The organism is Nocardia sp. CNS-044, assembly GCF_059570515.1.
In genome coordinates this window covers 584,661-599,415 of sequence record NZ_JCANSX010000007.1, presented here as the reverse complement: position 1 = coordinate 599,415, position 14,755 = coordinate 584,661, and the positions used below count along the sequence as shown (strand labels likewise).

General features: G+C 68.0%; 14 protein-coding genes. 8 read left to right on the top strand and 6 right to left on the bottom strand.

The window, feature by feature from the left end; translation table 11 throughout:
• The first annotated feature begins 126 nt into the window (after positions 1 to 126).
• From T333_RS17475 to T333_RS17450, 6 genes are all read left to right on the top strand, one after another.
• Positions 127 to 684: an FKBP-type peptidyl-prolyl cis-trans isomerase gene (locus T333_RS17475; protein WP_355000862.1), complete on the top strand. Its 558-nt coding sequence runs from the start codon at positions 127 to 129 to the stop codon at positions 682 to 684.
• Between the two features lie 149 nt (positions 685 to 833).
• Complete coding sequence (gene tig, locus T333_RS17470; RefSeq protein WP_355000861.1) at positions 834 to 2,195, top strand: trigger factor; 1,362 nt, start codon at positions 834 to 836, stop codon at positions 2,193 to 2,195.
• Positions 2,196 to 2,492: 297 nt separating this feature from the next.
• Positions 2,493 to 3,080 carry an ATP-dependent Clp protease proteolytic subunit gene (locus tag T333_RS17465; RefSeq protein WP_355000860.1) on the top strand — a complete coding sequence of 196 codons (588 nt, stop codon included), beginning with the start codon at positions 2,493 to 2,495 and terminating at the stop codon, positions 3,078 to 3,080.
• A gap of 72 nt (positions 3,081 to 3,152) precedes the next feature.
• Positions 3,153 to 3,818 (top strand): ATP-dependent Clp protease proteolytic subunit, encoded by a 666-nt coding sequence (locus tag T333_RS17460; RefSeq protein WP_067787453.1) that lies wholly within the window; start codon positions 3,153 to 3,155, stop codon positions 3,816 to 3,818.
• A gap of 441 nt (positions 3,819 to 4,259) precedes the next feature.
• Positions 4,260 to 5,540, top strand: coding sequence for an ATP-dependent Clp protease ATP-binding subunit ClpX (clpX, locus tag T333_RS17455; protein ID WP_141812266.1), 1,281 nt, complete (start codon positions 4,260 to 4,262; stop codon positions 5,538 to 5,540).
• Positions 5,541 to 5,770: 230 nt separating this feature from the next.
• A complete protein-coding gene (locus tag T333_RS17450) occupies positions 5,771 to 6,175 on the top strand; it encodes an STAS domain-containing protein (protein ID WP_355000859.1) in 405 nt (134 codons plus the stop codon).
• A 68-nt stretch (positions 6,176 to 6,243) separates the two neighbouring features.
• Here the strand turns inward: T333_RS17450 and T333_RS17445 are convergent, their stop codons facing one another.
• On the bottom strand, positions 6,244 to 6,621 hold the full coding sequence (locus tag T333_RS17445; protein WP_496425103.1) for a nuclear transport factor 2 family protein: 378 nt from the start codon (positions 6,619 to 6,621) through the stop codon (positions 6,244 to 6,246).
• A gap of 293 nt (positions 6,622 to 6,914) precedes the next feature.
• The gene (locus tag T333_RS17440; RefSeq protein WP_496425102.1) at positions 6,915 to 7,526 is read right to left on the bottom strand and encodes a dihydrofolate reductase family protein; all 612 of its coding nucleotides are present in this window, start codon (positions 7,524 to 7,526) and stop codon (positions 6,915 to 6,917) included.
• Between the two features lie 182 nt (positions 7,527 to 7,708).
• Between T333_RS17440 and mihF the strand changes: the two genes are divergently transcribed.
• Positions 7,709 to 8,023: an integration host factor, actinobacterial type gene (gene mihF / locus T333_RS17435; RefSeq protein ID WP_067787445.1), complete on the top strand. Its 315-nt coding sequence runs from the start codon at positions 7,709 to 7,711 to the stop codon at positions 8,021 to 8,023.
• A gap of 174 nt (positions 8,024 to 8,197) precedes the next feature.
• On the opposite strand, the gene T333_RS17430 is transcribed toward mihF, so the two are convergent.
• The 4 genes from T333_RS17430 to T333_RS17415 all read right to left on the bottom strand — a co-directional run bounded on the left by T333_RS17430 (position 8,198) and on the right by T333_RS17415 (position 13,366).
• Positions 8,198 to 8,731: a hypothetical protein gene (locus T333_RS17430; RefSeq protein ID WP_496425101.1), complete on the bottom strand. Its 534-nt coding sequence runs from the start codon at positions 8,729 to 8,731 to the stop codon at positions 8,198 to 8,200.
• A 98-nt stretch (positions 8,732 to 8,829) separates the two neighbouring features.
• Complete coding sequence (gene fdhD, locus T333_RS17425; RefSeq protein ID WP_496425100.1) at positions 8,830 to 9,666, bottom strand: formate dehydrogenase accessory sulfurtransferase FdhD; 837 nt, start codon at positions 9,664 to 9,666, stop codon at positions 8,830 to 8,832.
• 138 nt (positions 9,667 to 9,804) lie between these two features.
• The gene (locus T333_RS17420; protein WP_496425099.1) at positions 9,805 to 12,114 is read right to left on the bottom strand and encodes an FdhF/YdeP family oxidoreductase; all 2,310 of its coding nucleotides are present in this window, start codon (positions 12,112 to 12,114) and stop codon (positions 9,805 to 9,807) included.
• 82 nt (positions 12,115 to 12,196) lie between these two features.
• A complete protein-coding gene (locus T333_RS17415; protein ID WP_496425098.1) occupies positions 12,197 to 13,366 on the bottom strand; it encodes an FHA domain-containing protein in 1,170 nt (389 codons plus the stop codon).
• A 382-nt stretch (positions 13,367 to 13,748) separates the two neighbouring features.
• On the opposite strand from T333_RS17415, the gene T333_RS17410 reads away from it, so the two are divergent.
• Positions 13,749 to 14,276 carry a GNAT family N-acetyltransferase gene (locus T333_RS17410; RefSeq protein WP_357251644.1) on the top strand — a complete coding sequence of 176 codons (528 nt, stop codon included), beginning with the start codon at positions 13,749 to 13,751 and terminating at the stop codon, positions 14,274 to 14,276.
• Positions 14,277 to 14,755 lie beyond the last annotated feature (479 nt).

The following is a 14,755-nucleotide window of genomic DNA, read 5'->3' as shown; positions in this document are numbered from 1 at the left end:
CGCTGTGTCGTCGCTGCGCGCGGGCGCTGTGTCGTCGTGCGCCCGCGGACGCTGGGGTGTCGCTGGGCGCGCGGGTGCCGGGTCGTCGCTAGGCGCGCGGGCGCTGGTTGGTCTAGGGTCCGCCGCATGCACACACTCGGCAGGATCATCGGTGTCGGGGCCATCGCCGCGGCCGCGTTCACGCTGGCCGCCTGCGGCTCCGACGACAAGGACACCGCCGCCACCGCGACGGCCACCACCACCAGCCCCGCCGCCGCGCAGGCCAAGCACGGCAGGGAATGCACGGCCGAGGACATCGGGGTGACGGGCGGCTTCGGCGAGACGCCGACCGTGACCATCCCCGGTGACTGCGACCCGCCCACCCAGCTGATCGTCAAGGATCTGGTCGCGGGTAGCGGCCCCGGCGCGGTGGCCGACCAGCCGCTCACCATGAACTACGTGCTGGTGACCTGGTCGGACAAGAAGAAGCTGGACAGCTCGTTCGATCGCGGCAAGCCCTTCCAGCTGAACCTCGGCGCCGGTGAGGTCATCCCCGGCTGGGACCAGGGCCTCGTCGGTGTCCAGCAGGGCGCGCGCAGGCTGCTGATCATCCCTCCGAACCTGGGCTACGGCGCGGGCAGCGGCGGCATCAAGCCCAACGAGACGCTGGTCTTCGTCACCGACGCGGTCGCCGTCGGCAACTGAACGCAGCCGGTCGCGGCGCCGCGGGGTGCGCCGCGCCGTGACCGATTGCAGGCGCCGACGGCCGGTCAACTAACCTGGTCGGGATGCGTACGCGCACCCCCGCTGGAGTCGCGCCAACCCGAACGAACAACGAACCAAGGAGCATGTCCGTGAAGAGCACCGTCGAGCAGCTGAGCCCGACCCGGGTCCGGATCAATGTCGAGGTGCCCTTCGAGGAACTGAAGCCGGACTTCGACCGCGCCTACAAGGCCCTCGCCAAGCAGGTCCGCATCCCCGGCTTCCGCCCGGGCAAGGCGCCCGCCAAGCTCCTCGAAGCCCGCCTCGGCCGCGGCGCCGTCCTCGAGCAGGTCGTCAACGACGTGCTGCCCGGCCGCTACAGCGAGGCCGTCACCACCGCCGAGGTGAAGGTCATCGGCCAGCCCGACATCGAGATCACCAAGATCGAGGACGGCCAGGAGCTCGCGTTCACCGCCGAGGTCGACGTGCGCCCCGAGATCGCGCTGCCCAGCTACGAGGAGATCGAGGTCACCGTCGACGCGTTCAGCATCGGCGACGAGGACATCGAGGAGCAGCTCACCTCGCTGCGCCAGCGCTTCGGCACCCTGACCGGCGTGGAGCGTCCGGTCCAGGACGGCGACTTCGTCTCCATCGATCTCGCCGCCAGCGTGGACGGTGAGGAGGTGGCCGACGCCGCCACCACCGGCCTGTCCCACGAGGTCGGCTCGGGCCAGCTCATCGAGGGCCTCGACGAGGCGATCGTCGGTCTGTCGGCCGGTGAGTCCAAGGAGTTCACCTCGACGCTGGTCGCGGGCGAGCACGCGGGCAAGGAAGCCGTCATCACGGTGACCGTGCAGTCGGTGAAGGAGCGCGAGCTGCCGGAGGCCGACGACGAGTTCGCCCAGCTCGCTTCGGAGTTCGACACCCTCGACGAGCTCAAGGAAGACCTGAAGAGCCGGGTCGAGCGGGTCAAGAAGGTGCAGCAGGCGGGCGAGATCCGCGACAAGGTCCTGGAGACCCTGCTGGAGACGACCGAGATTCCGCTCCCGGAGAAGGTCGTGCAGGCCGAGATCGACGCCGTGGTGCACGACGCCGTGCACGGCTTCGACCACGACGAGGCCAAGCTGGCCGAGGCGCTCGAGGCGCAGGGCTCCAGCCGCGAGGAGTTCGACAAGGACACCAAGGAGGCCGCCGAGAAGTCGGTGAAGACCCAGCTGCTGCTGGACGCCATCGCCGAGGCGGAGAACACCCAGGTCGGCCAGGAGGAGCTCACCGAGCGGATCCTGTTCCAGTCGCAGCGCTACGGCCTGTCCCCGGAGCAGTTCATCCAGCAGGTGCAGCAGGCCGGTCAGCTCGGCGCGGTGTTCGCCGACGTGCGCCGCGGCAAGGCGCTGGCCGGTGTCGTCGGCAAGGTGAAGGTCACCGACTCCGAGGGCAACGCCGTGGACACCGCCGAAATGTTCGGCGCGCCCGCGGATTCCGCCGACGAGACCGAGGCCGAGAGCGCCGAGTAGATCTGTGAAACACCAGCGCGAGACACGACCGTGTGATGTTGTGATTGCGCTGTGAGCGAGCGTAGCGAGTGAACAAGAGTCACAACGCGCCCTCGTACACAGCGCGACCGAGCACGAACGTAATTGCGCTGTGAGCGAAGAAAGGGCGGTACCGGGAGTTCGGTGCCGCCCTGCTTCGTTAATGTTTGTGGCAACGAACCAGTGATGGCTGTGTGGCACTCAGCGCTGTTCAGCTTGCAGTGACAAGCCGGTGAGAAGAGAAGGCAGGTATCCGTGACAATCAACCAGGCAGGGGTCATGACATCCGCGACTGCTGGTCTCAACCTCAGTGATTCGGTGTACGAGCGCCTGCTGCGGGAGCGCATCATCTTCCTCGGCAGCCAGGTCGACGACGACATCGCGAACAAGCTGTGCGCGCAGATCCTGCTGCTTACGGCGGAGGATCCGACCAAGGACATCGCGCTCTACATCAACTCGCCCGGCGGCTCGGTGACCGCTGGCATGGCCATCTACGACACCATGCAGCTGTCCGAGTGCGACATCGCCACCTATGGCCTGGGTCTGGCGGCATCGATGGGCCAGTTCCTGCTGACCGCGGGCACCAAGGGCAAGCGCTACGCGCTGCCGCACGCGCGGATCATGATGCACCAGCCCTCGGCGGGCATCGGCGGTTCCGCGGCCGACATCGCGATCATGGCCGAGCAGTTCGCCCACACCAAGCGCGAGCTCAACGAGCTCCAGGCGCTGCACACCGGCAAGTCGGTGGAGCAGGTCACCGCCGACGCCGACCGCGACCGCTGGTTCACGGCGAAGGATGCCCTCGAGTACGGGTTCATCGACCACGTGATCAGCCACGCCAAGCAGGCCAACGGCGCGGCCAAGTGAGCGGCGGCCGGACCTGGTTCCGGCCCGCGCCGTCAGTCAACCGTCGTTGAACACATAGACTTTGGAGACGAAATGGCTCTGATCGACCCACGCGCCGGCCTCTCCGGCATCGCGCCTGCCTCGCCGCAGTCGCGCTACATCCTGCCTTCTTTCATCGAGCACTCGAGCTTCGGTGTCAAGGAGTCCAACCCGTACAACAAGCTGTTCGAGGAGCGCATCATCTTCCTCGGCGTGCAGGTCGACGACGCCTCGGCGAACGACATCATGGCGCAGCTGCTGGTGCTGGAATCGCTGGATCCCGACCGCGACATCACGATGTACATCAACTCGCCGGGTGGCTCGTTCACCTCGCTGATGGCCATCTACGACACCATGCAGTACGTGCGTGCCGACGTCGCGACGGTCTGCCTCGGCCAGGCGGCCTCCGCCGCGGCCGTGCTGCTCGCCGCGGGCACCCCCGGCAAGCGCGCCTGCCTGCCCAACGCCCGCGTGCTGATCCACCAGCCTTCGCTGGAGGGCGGCATCCAGGGTCAGGTCTCGGATCTGGAGATCCAGGCCGCCGAGATCGAGCGCATGCGCCGCCTGATGGAGACCACCCTCGCGCGGCACACCGGCAAGGACGCGGACACCATCCGCAAGGACACCGACCGCGACAAGATCCTGACGGCCGAGGAGGCCAAGGAATACGGGATCATCGACACGGTGTTCGATTACCGCAAGCTGAGCGCGCAGAAGTAAGGCGTTCGCGGGCTTTTCCCATTCGCGGGATCGCTCGCAAGTTGCTGTGTCTCAGGGGAATACGGCCGGGCAGTGTGTCGAAGGCGGACTGTCCGGCCGCTTCCGCTACGGTGTCATCGACCGTTCGCGAGGGTGGCGGACGGCGCGAGACATCACGGCGGTTGGCCGGGCGTCGGGACCGGCCGCTCACCGGCGGAACATGTGCCGAACGTGTTTCGATGTCGTGAGAACACGCACAACCCCGGCGAGAAACATGCTCGAGTTGTCGACCTCCGTCGCGCACACCGGGTACGGTCGACCTAGGGACCTTTGCTCTCGGTTGACGGCATAGCTCGACCCGCCCGAAATGCTCGAAGTGTTCGCGATTACACACGAGTTCGGCGGATTGCTGGCAACCTGGACAGACGGTTGCACGCGGACAAGGAAGTAGGGACCCACGAGATGGCGCGCATCGGAGACGGCGGCGATCTGCTGAAGTGCTCGTTCTGCGGAAAGAGCCAGAAGCAGGTCAAGAAGCTCATTGCGGGACCTGGCGTGTACATCTGTGACGAGTGCATCGATCTATGCAACGAGATCATCGAGGAGGAGCTCGCCGAGTCCAGCGAGGTCAAACTCGACGAGCTGCCCAAGCCTGCCGAAATCCGTGAGTTCCTGGAGAACTACGTCATCGGGCAGGACACCGCCAAGCGCACTCTCGCCGTGGCCGTCTACAACCACTACAAGCGCATCCAGGCGGGCGACAAGGGTCGCGACAGCCGCGGCGAGACCGTCGAGCTGACCAAGTCGAACATCCTGATGCTCGGCCCCACCGGCTGCGGCAAGACCTACTTGGCGCAGACCCTGGCGAAGATGCTGAACGTGCCGTTCGCGATCGCGGACGCCACGGCGCTCACCGAGGCGGGTTACGTCGGCGAGGACGTCGAGAACATTCTGTTGAAGCTGATCCAGGCCGCCGACTACGACGTCAAGCGGGCCGAGACCGGCATCATCTACATCGACGAGGTGGACAAGATCGCCCGCAAGAGCGAGAACCCCTCGATCACCCGCGACGTCTCCGGCGAGGGCGTGCAGCAGGCGCTGCTGAAGATCCTGGAAGGCACCCAGGCGAGTGTGCCGCCGCAGGGCGGACGCAAGCACCCGCACCAGGAGTTCATCCAGATCGACACCACCAACGTGCTGTTCATCGTGGCGGGCGCGTTCGCGGGCCTGGAGAAGATCATCTCCGACCGCACCGGGCACCGCGGCATCGGCTTCGGCGCCGAAGTGCGCTCCAAGGCCGAGATCGACACCACCGACCACTTCGCGGAGGTGATGCCCGAGGATCTGATCAAGTTCGGTCTGATCCCGGAGTTCATCGGCCGTCTGCCGGTCGTCGCGTCGGTGACGAACCTGGACAAGGACTCGCTGGTCAAGATCCTCTCCGAGCCGAAGAACGCGCTGGTCAAGCAGTACATCCGGCTGTTCGAGATGGACGGCGTCGAGCTGGAGTTCACCCAGGACGCGCTGGAGGCCATCGCCGACCAGGCCATCCTGCGTGGCACCGGCGCTCGCGGTCTGCGCGCCATCATGGAGGAAGTCCTGCTGCCGGTGATGTACGACATCCCGAGCCGCGACGATGTCGCCAAGGTGGTCGTCAACGCCGACACCGTCAACGACAACGTGCTGCCGACCATCGTGCCGCGCAAGCAGCAGCGCGCCGAGCGCCGGGAGAAGTCGGCGTAATTTCGGAACTCGAAATCCGGGCCCGCGGGAATTGTCCCGCGGGCCCGGATTTGTTTCGGACATGTCCGAATTGTCGAGATTGATTCGTAATTGGTGGTGTACTGACCTGTCTGTCCGGGTACTCGGAGGTCAGGGTTGAGTAGCCAGCTCAGTTCCGGGGCCTCGGGCAGCCGGGACGAAAATTCGCCCGGCGCATGTTCGGTGCCGGGCGCGACGGGACCGGGGTCCTCATGTCGACCGTATTCGCCACCCAATCCACCGACGCCCGAACGCACCAGCCCGATCCCGCTGCGCGGGTACGGGTTTCGATCACCGCCCCGGGTGACGAGATCACGCTGTGCGCCGTGGCGGGCGAGGTGGACCAATTCACCGTCGAGGAGTTTCGGCGGCATCTGATCGGCTCTCTGGACACCGCCGCCCCGCGCGTGGTCGTCGATTTGTCCATGGTGACGTTCTTCGGCATTCCAGGGCTGCGCGTGCTGTTCGAGGCGCGTTCCGTGCTCGAACAGACCGGAGGGCGGTTGCTTCTGGTGACCGGCCCGCCGTGCGTGGACCGGCTGCTCCGAGTGGCCGCCGATGTCGTGACCTTCGAGACGGCGACCGCCCTGACGGGCGCGCTGCTCGACGCGGCATAACTTCCAGACGACTCGACGCCGCCCCGGATGCGATTCCGGGGCGGCGTCGGCGTCGTGGGTGGCTCGGATCAGATCGGTTCGGCGCGCATGTCGTCCTGGCTCCAGTAGGCGCGCATCTTGACGATCTTGCCCTGCTCGTCGAACTCCATCGTGTCGATCGGCGTCAGCGTGAAGCGCTGATCGCCGACCTTGGTGATCACGTCGAACATGAAGGCGGCGTGGTTGCCCGCGACCCGCACGGTATCGGCGTGCAGCGTGGTCGAGCGGTCCAGGTTGTCGAACACGGAGTAGAACTCGCGGATGGCGTCGTGGCCCTGCCGCAGCGGCGTGCCCGCGGGGTCCTCGACGGTCGCATTCGGTGCGTAGAGCTCCACGATGGCTTCCGTGGGCCCGGTGCCGACCAGCTTGACGTACTGCTCGACGACGTCGCGAATCTGTTCTGTCATGTCAACCCCTGACGAATTGAAACGTGTTCCAATTCGGAGGCTAGCAGCCCGGGCCCGCGCCGTGTAGCCCGAAGGCCGTTCATCGGGACGCGGATCGTTGTGCGGTTGTGCCTGCCTCGCCGGGACGCGGTGACGATTCGTCGTCGACGAATCGCGCCCGAGATGGGGAGCTCCGTTGATCCCCCTGGTTCGCCGTTGAACCTTGATCCCGAACGAATGCTGACGTACTGACTTTCGCTGCCGCCGCTCGATGTGTTACGTAGATCACAAAGATCGCGGCGATGGACGGATGGCTACTCGCCGACGGTGCCGTATTCGGGGATGCCCGCGGCGCGGTAGGTCGTGATGTGGACGCCGGTGGGGGTGGTGCGGGAGTCGGTCAGGTGGAAGGCGGTCGGGGTGGCTCCGGTGGAGAAGAGGCGTTTGCCGGTGCCGAGGAGGACCGGGAAGGTCAGTAGGTGCAGGGTGTCGATCAGGCCGGCGGCGAGCAAGGTCTGGGCGAGGTTGCCGCTGCCGTGGATTTGGATCTCGCGGCCCGGGCGGGACTTCAGGTCGGCGACTCGTTCGACCAGATCGCCGCGCAGCAGTTCGGTGCCCGCCCAGTCGGCGTGCGAGAGAGTATGGGTGCCAACATATTTCGGCAGGGCATTGAGGTTCGAGGCGATCGGGTCCGCGGGGTCGTCGTGCTGCGGCCAGTAGCCCGCGAAGATCTCGTAGGTGCGCCTGCCGAGCAGGAAGGCGTCGGCGCGAGCGAACACCTGGTTCATGAACTCGCCCCCCGCCTCGTCGAAGTAGGGCGCGGTCCAGCCTCCGTGTGTGAAGCCGTCCTCGGTGTCCTCCTGCGGTCCGCCCGGGGCCTGGCAGACGCCGTCGATGGTGACGAACTGGGTGAGCGACAGTTCCATGGCGGGCTTCCTTTCGTCCGGTTCGCGCGCTTCGCGCCTGCCCTTCACCGGTTCTGACGGCGGCGCGCCAGAAAACTCATCGCAAACTCTGACCGGTGTGTCGTCGGTGTGCCGCCGGTGCGGTGCTGTTTACTCGGTGCGGTCAACCAGATGTTCGAGTGACGAGTGAAAGCGGAGGAGACATGGCACTGCCCACGATGACCGCCGAGCAACGCACCGAGGCGTTGGCCAAAGCGGCTGCGGTGCGCAAGGCGCGCTCCGAATTGATCGGCAAGGTGAAGGCCGGCAAGGTGTCGGTCGCCGACCTGCTGAAGAAGGCGGAGTCCGACGATCTGGTGAAGAAGACCAAGGTCGCGGCGGTGATCAAGGCCCTGCCCGGCGTCGGTCCGGTGAAGGCCGCGAAGCTGATGGATCAGGCCGAGATCCCCGAGGATCGCCGCATCGGCGGACTGGGTGCTCGGCAGCGGGCGGCGCTGCTCGAGGCACTCAAGGACTGAGGGCGCCGCAGCGACCTGGCTCGAGCCGGAGGCGCACGCCAGCACGCCCGAGGTGACCTACCAGCGGCTCGCGCCGACGGTCTCCCCGGGCTTCCCGTGCGACGCGCATCGCCTCCGGCCAGGCACTACCCGCGCTTCGGCCGGGTCGGAACGGTCGTTCGGCACGACCCGCGCTCAGCGCGTCGGGCGGCGGCGCGGGAAATGGAAGTCGATCGGCTTGGGATCCGTCGCCTGCGGACCGCGCGGCGGCACCAGCAGGCAGGCCGCGCCGAGCGCCAGCAGGGCCGCGGCGGCGAGCAGGCTCAGCGTGAAGCTCACGCCGCTCATCGCGTCCGGCCGGTGAAACGCGTGGTAGATCAGATGCGGGGTGGCGAAGACCAGCCAACCCAGCCCTGCGGCCTGCGACAGCGCGCTGCCCCCGCGCCACAGCGCGAAGCCGCTCACCGCGGCGAGGGCCAGGAAGAAGGCGCCGACGTCGCCGGCCAGATGGTGGTTGTAGGGGCCGTCGACGGCGATCCAGTGCATACCGAATCCGGGGAAGCTGGTGTACCAGGAGTGCGGCGCGAGCACCGCCCACAGGCCGATCACCGCGCCCTGGAAGGTCAATATTCCCAACATGATTCGTACGGCGAGCCAGCGGCGACGGTGCTGCTCGAAACGCATACGGACGCGCACGCCGCCGGACTTTCCTTCTACCGAGATCCGCATCGTTGGCTCCGTTCCTCGCCGAAGAGCGTTCGGGGGTGCAGTCACGGTAAATCGGACATCGGGTACCGGGCAATAGCCGCCTCGGCCGCGAGCCGGAGTCAGCTCGCGGGACGCGCGGAGGACCGCCGCTCCAAGCGGTGCGCGCCGGAATAGACGTTCATGGTGTCCCCGCGCAGGAAACCGACCAGGGTCAGGCCGGATTCATCGGCCAGGTCGACCGCGAGCGAGCTCGGCGCCGACACCGCGCCGAGCATCGGCACCCCCGCCATCACCGCCTTCTGGACCAGCTCGAAGGACGCCCTTCCGCTCACGATGAGCACCAGATCCGATGCCGGAACGCGGTTTTCGCGCAACGCCCAGCCGAGTACCTTGTCCACCGCGTTGTGCCTGCCGATGTCCTCCCGCACCGCGAGCGCGGTCCCGTCGGCGGTGAACAGGCCCGCGGCGTGCAAACCGCCGGTGGCGTCGAAGACCGACTGCCGCGCGCGCAGGGTCTCGGGCATCGCGGCGAGCGCGGCCGGATCCACGGCCACCGCGTCGGCCGGGAGCGGGTAGCGGGTGCGGGCCCGGACGTCGTCCAGTGCGGTCTTGCCGCAGAGTCCGCACGAACTGGTGGTGAGGAAGTTGCGGGCGCGAGCGGGTGCGGGGACGCGCAGTTCTACGTCGAGCACGTTGTAAGTGTTGCGGCCCTCCGCGTCGGTTCCCGCGCAGTATCGGGCGCTGACCACGTCTTCGGCGGACCCGATGATGTTCTCGCTCAACAGGAATCCGTGCACGAGGTCGATGTCGGAGCCCGGGGTGCGCATGGTGACCGTCAGCGATTGCCCGCTCAGGCGGATCTCGAGCGGCTCCTCCACGGCCAGCGTGTCCGGACGCTGGATCTCGCCGGTGGGAGAAAGTCGCAGCGTGCGGCGGCGCGCGGTAACCCGACTCACGACCCGGCCTCGCTGGCGCTCGTCCGCGTCGCGCGTCGGTGCACGCTGTGCTGATGGTTCGCTCGCTGACGCTTGTTCACGACACGCCCTCGCTGGCGCTCGTCCGCGTCGCGCGTCGGTGCACGCTGTGCTGATGGTTCACGACACTGCTCCGATGTGCACGTGCCGCTCCAGCCGGATGGTCACCGCCTTGGAGACCGGCGTATTGGACCGCGCCGCAACGTGGTCCAGGGGGACGAGCGGATTGGTCTCGGGATAGTAGGCGGCGGCGTTGCCGCGCGGCGTCGGGTAGGCGACCACGCGGAAGCCTCGCACGCGACGCTCCACGCCGTCGGTCCACTCGGAGACGAGATCGACGAGATCGCCGTCCGCGAAGCCGAATTCGGCGATGTCGTCCTGGTTCACCAGGACCACCCGCCGTCCGCCGTGCACGCCGCGGTAGCGGTCGTCGAGGCCGTAGATGGTGGTGTTGTACTGGTCGTGGCTGCGCAGTGTCTGCAGGATGAGCCTGCCTTCGGGGACCGGCACCCAGGTCAGCTCGTTGACCGCGAAGTTGGCGCGACCGGTGGACGTACGGAATTCGCGGCTGTCGCGCGGCGGATGCGGCAGGACGAAACCGTTGCGCTGCCGGACGCGGGTGTTGTAGTCGGCGCAACCGGGCACCACGCGGGCGATCGCGTCGCGGATCTTGTCGTAGTCGCGCTGGTAGCGCGCCCACGGCACGGGATGATCCGGGCCGAACAGCGCGAGGGCGAGTTCGCAGACGATGGCGACCTCGCTGCGCAGCTGATCGCTGACGGGTTCGAGCCGACCGGTGGACAGGTGCACCATCGACATCGAATCCTCGACCGACACTTGCTGTTTCGTCCCGGCTTGGACGTCCTTGTCGGTGCGGCCGAGGGTGGGCAGGATCAGCGCGGTGCGCCCGTGCACCACGTGGCTGCGGTTGAGTTTGGTCGAGACCTGCACGGTGAGTTCGCAATTGCGCAGCGCGGCCTCGGTGACTTCGGTGTCGGGGGTCGCCGAGACGAAGTTGCCGCCCATACCGAAGAACACCTTGGCGCGGCCGTCGCGCATCGCCCGAATGGAATTCACTGTGTCCCAGCCGTGTTCGCGCGGACTGGTGATGCCGAACTCGCGGTCGAGCGCGTCGAGGAAGGCGTCGGGCATCTTCTCCCAGATGCCCATCGTGCGGTCGCCCTGCACGTTGGAGTGCCCGCGCACCGGGCAGACGCCTGCGCCCGGCTTGCCGATCATCCCGCGCAGCAACAGCAGGTTGGTCGCCTCCTCGATGGTGGCGACGCCGTGCGCCTGCTGGGTCAGACCCATCGCCCAGCAGATGATGGTGCTGCGCGACTCGGCGAGCAGCCGCGCGGTGCGCTCGAGCTCCGCCATGGACAGTCCGGTCGCGATCTGCACGGCGCTGAGATCGACCGCGCGCGTGTGCTTTTCGTAGTCGGCGAACCCCGCGCAATGCGCGTCGACGAACGCGCGGTCGACCACGGTGCCCGGGGCCAGGTCCTCGGCGTCGAACAGCAGCTTGCCGAGGCCTTGGAACAGGGCCATGTCGCCGCCGAGCCGGATCTGCAGGAAATCGTCGGCGATGGCGACGCCGGTGGTGACGCCGCGCACGGTCTGCGGGTCGCGGAAGCCGAGCAGGCCGGTCTCCGGCAGCGGATTGACCGCGATCACCCTGGCCCCGTTGGCCTTCGCTTCGGCGAGCGCGCTGAGCATGCGTGGATGATTGGTGCCGGGATTCTGGCCCGCGACGATGATCAGATCGGCCTTGCCGAAGTCGTCGATCGAGACCGAGCCCTTGCCGATGCCGATGGAGCCGAGCAGCGCCGCGCCGGAGGACTCGTGACACATGTTCGAACAGTCCGGCAGATTGTTGGTGCCGTAACCGCGGACCAGCAACTGATAGAGAAACGCCGTCTCGTTGGCGGTGCGGCCCGAGGTGTAGAACACGGCTTCGTCGGGCGAGGACAGCGCGCGCAGCTGGTCGGCGATCAGGCGGTAGGCCTCGTCCCAGGCGATGGGGGAGTAGTGCGTGTCGCCGGGTCGCAGCACCATCGGATGGGTGATTCTGCCCTGCTGACCTAGCCAGTAGCCGGATTTCCCGGCCAGTTCGTCGACCGAGTGGGCGGCGAAGAACTCCGGCGTGACGGTGCGCAGCGTCGCCTCCTCGGCGACGGCCTTGGCTCCGTTCTCGCAGAACTCCGCGGGGCGGCGGTGCCCGCTCGGCTCCGGCCACGCGCAGCCGGGGCAGTCGAAGCCGTCGACCTGGTTGAGCCTGGTCAGGGTGCGGGCGGTGCGGACGACGCCCATCTCCTCGACCGAGCGTTTCAGCGCCACGGCCACCGCCGTGACCCCCGCGGCCTGCTCTTTCGGCGCGGTGACGGTCAGCGCGGTTTCGTCGATGTCCTCGGTGGGGCCGTGACGATGCATGTCCCTATTGTCCTCTCCGCGCGATGACTGTCTCAGCTGGCGCAGTCTTCGCATCGTAGGCCGCGGAGCGGGGCCGGTCGCTTCAGGATCTCCGGGTCTGGGCCGTGGCCGGATGGCGCTCGTCGGTGCGGTGGGTGAGGACCTTCTCACCGATCCGGATACGCCAGCCGGGCGGCAGCTCGACCGGTGCGGTCCCGATCCGGGTCCAGGCGTCCGTGCCGGGGCCCGCGACGTAGGTGCCCGCGGGGGTGGACGCGTCGCGGACGAAGACCTTGCCGCGATTGAGCGAGACGTAGGCGTGCACCCGCGAGACGTGGCGGTCCCTCGGTACCGCCAGCGGGGACGCGATGGCGTTGCGCACCGAGTCGTCGGCGGCGGGGCTGCGACCGATGACGTACGGGCGGTCCAGCGGGTAGGCGGTGTCCTCGAAGACCAGCGCGCCCGTCGGGGCGTCGGCCTGCGGCGAGCCCTTCGGCGGGCGAGGCGGTGGGACGCGGACGCCGTGGGTGGCCGGGTTCTTCTGCAAGGCAACGGGTTCGGGTCGGAAGCCGGCGGTTTGCGACCAGGCGAGTGGCATCGCCCTGGTGCCGATGTCCTGGGGGCGATCGGTCGCGGACGGTCGACCGGCGCTGGTGTCGACGGGGACGTCGTTGCTTCGAGCGTCGTCGGAGTCGTCGGTCAAGGCCTCGAAGCCCGCGGGTGCGGTCGCGGGCGGTTCCGTGGCGCCGGGTTTCGCGGTGACAGCGGCGCGCTGCGGGGACTTCGGCGCGCCCGCGCGACGCACAGCAACACGCCATTCGAAGCCGCCGCCGGGCACCGTGCCCGCGCGCAGGTCGGTGCGAGGCAGGGCGCTGATCGCGGAGCCGGTGTCGGCGCCCACGGTGATCCGGCGCACCGGCTCGCGCACGATCTCGTCCACCCAGGTGAACGCACGCGCGCCGGAGATCCTGCGTGCGCCCTCCGCGCCGTGGATTTCGGCGGCGACCTTTCCGCGCAGCAGGATCACCGTGCCGTCGTCGGTCGGTGCGACCACACCGAACGGCGGTGGTTCGGAGCCGCTGCCGAATACCACGGCGGCCAGTCGCTGGGCGATCGCGGCCCCGGGATGGTCACCTTCGGCGACCGCCTCGATCGCACCGAGAATCCGGTCGGTGGAAGCGGTTTCACCCGCGAGATACACCACCACCGCGCCGAAGCGTGCAATCAGACCATCGCCCGGCGCGATCCCTACGGTCGACGGGTTCTTGCGCACCCGCGCCTCCTTCCCGCGCACTACCGGCGTCCAGCATAGAGGTTCGCACGGTACGTGATCGGGCAGATCGAGGAGCGGGCAACCGGCCGACCGGTCGCTCCGCACCGGGAATCCGCAGGGCAACCCGGAGAGTCGGGCGAAGACACGCGCCCGGCGGATCGGTCGGCCGTGATCGAGTCGACTTCGCGGCCGACCGGTGTTGTCGGGCGCTTCGTTGTCGTCCCGATCACTGCGGTCGCGGTCTGCCGCTGCCGGGTTGCTGATACGTGACCGAGAGTCGACTCGCGTCGCGGGTATCGCGGCTCCGGCGGCTGAACCTAGTGGAACGGACGAAGCGGGAAATCCGCGCGACTTCGTCCGGCTGTCCGGCAATACTCCTGGCATGGCATCCATCAGACCGGCGACCGAGGCCGACCTGCCCGTTCTCCAGGACATCGAACGCGCGGCCGGAAAACCTTTCGCCGACATCGGCATGACGGCCGTCGCGGACGACGAGCCGCCGCCGCTCGACACCCTCCGTGGATTCCAGCGCGCCGGGCGTGCCTGGGTCGCGACCGACGACGCCGACCGGCCGATCGCCTACCTCGTCCTCGGCATCGTCGACGGCAACGCGCACGTCGACCAGGTGTCGGTCGACCCGGAATACGCCGGTCGTCGCATCGGTAAGCGGCTCATCGACCGCGCCGTCGACTGGGCGCGCACCCACGACCTGCCCGCCATCACCCTGACGACCTTCACCGAAGTGACCTGGAACGGGCCGTACTACGAGCGCCTCGGGTTCCGCTACCTGGCGCCCGCCGAGGAAACGCCGGGCCTGCGCGCCCTGCGTGCGGCCGAAGCCGACCATGGCCTGGACCGCTGGCCCCGCGCCTGCATGCGCGCGGAACTGGCGACGTGGGTCAGCGACTGATCATCAGCGCCTCGCAACCCTGATCCGTTTGCTTCGAGGCCCGGTCGGCACCTTCGAATCGCCTGATTCTGTTCGCAGGCGGGGTGCCAGGCGGGGGCTCCAGCGCACTGAATCTCGTGATACAGAATCCGGCAGATCGCACGAACCGAACTGGACGGGCGAGCGCCAGCAGGCGCCTACTGGGCGATGCTCAGGTCGGCGTGAGCACCAGGGACCGATCTGGTCATCGGATCATATTGGGGGGCAAGCATTTCCGTCGGTAGTCTCACGTAAAGTGTGGGCACCTCCTGCCGAGGGGCGGTGGACATTGGTCCAGACACCGCGCCCAGGGAGGAGGTGGTGGGGGATGGCGAAACATCGCCGGAAGAAGAGGGAAGCCCCGGTCGATTACGGCATTATCTTGATCTTTGCTGCCGTGACCGCCGGGGCACTCATCCTGGTCCGCCGAGTGCGGGCTAGCTGACCCACCAGGTGGGGCG

What these genes read in the sequence shown, in the direction of transcription:
- T333_RS17465 (WP_355000860.1), top strand. Translation starts at nt 2,493, where the DNA reads ATGACATCCGCGACTGCTGGTCTCAACCTCAGTGATTCGGTGTACGAG.
- T333_RS17440 (WP_496425102.1), bottom strand. Translation starts at nt 7,526, where the DNA reads ATGGAACTGTCGCTCACCCAGTTCGTCACCATCGACGGCGTCTGCCAG.
- clpX (WP_141812266.1), top strand. Translation starts at nt 4,260, where the DNA reads ATGGCGCGCATCGGAGACGGCGGCGATCTGCTGAAGTGCTCGTTCTGC.
- mihF (WP_067787445.1), top strand. Translation starts at nt 7,709, where the DNA reads ATGGCACTGCCCACGATGACCGCCGAGCAACGCACCGAGGCGTTGGCC.
- T333_RS17445 (WP_496425103.1), bottom strand. Translation starts at nt 6,621, where the DNA reads ATGACAGAACAGATTCGCGACGTCGTCGAGCAGTACGTCAAGCTGGTC.
- T333_RS17410 (WP_357251644.1), top strand. Translation starts at nt 13,749, where the DNA reads ATGGCATCCATCAGACCGGCGACCGAGGCCGACCTGCCCGTTCTCCAG.
- T333_RS17460 (WP_067787453.1), top strand. Translation starts at nt 3,153, where the DNA reads ATGGCTCTGATCGACCCACGCGCCGGCCTCTCCGGCATCGCGCCTGCC.
- T333_RS17450 (WP_355000859.1), top strand. Translation starts at nt 5,771, where the DNA reads ATGTCGACCGTATTCGCCACCCAATCCACCGACGCCCGAACGCACCAG.
- T333_RS17430 (WP_496425101.1), bottom strand. Translation starts at nt 8,731, where the DNA reads ATGCGGATCTCGGTAGAAGGAAAGTCCGGCGGCGTGCGCGTCCGTATG.
- T333_RS17475 (WP_355000862.1), top strand. Translation starts at nt 127, where the DNA reads ATGCACACACTCGGCAGGATCATCGGTGTCGGGGCCATCGCCGCGGCC.
- T333_RS17420 (WP_496425099.1), bottom strand. Translation starts at nt 12,114, where the DNA reads ATGCATCGTCACGGCCCCACCGAGGACATCGACGAAACCGCGCTGACC.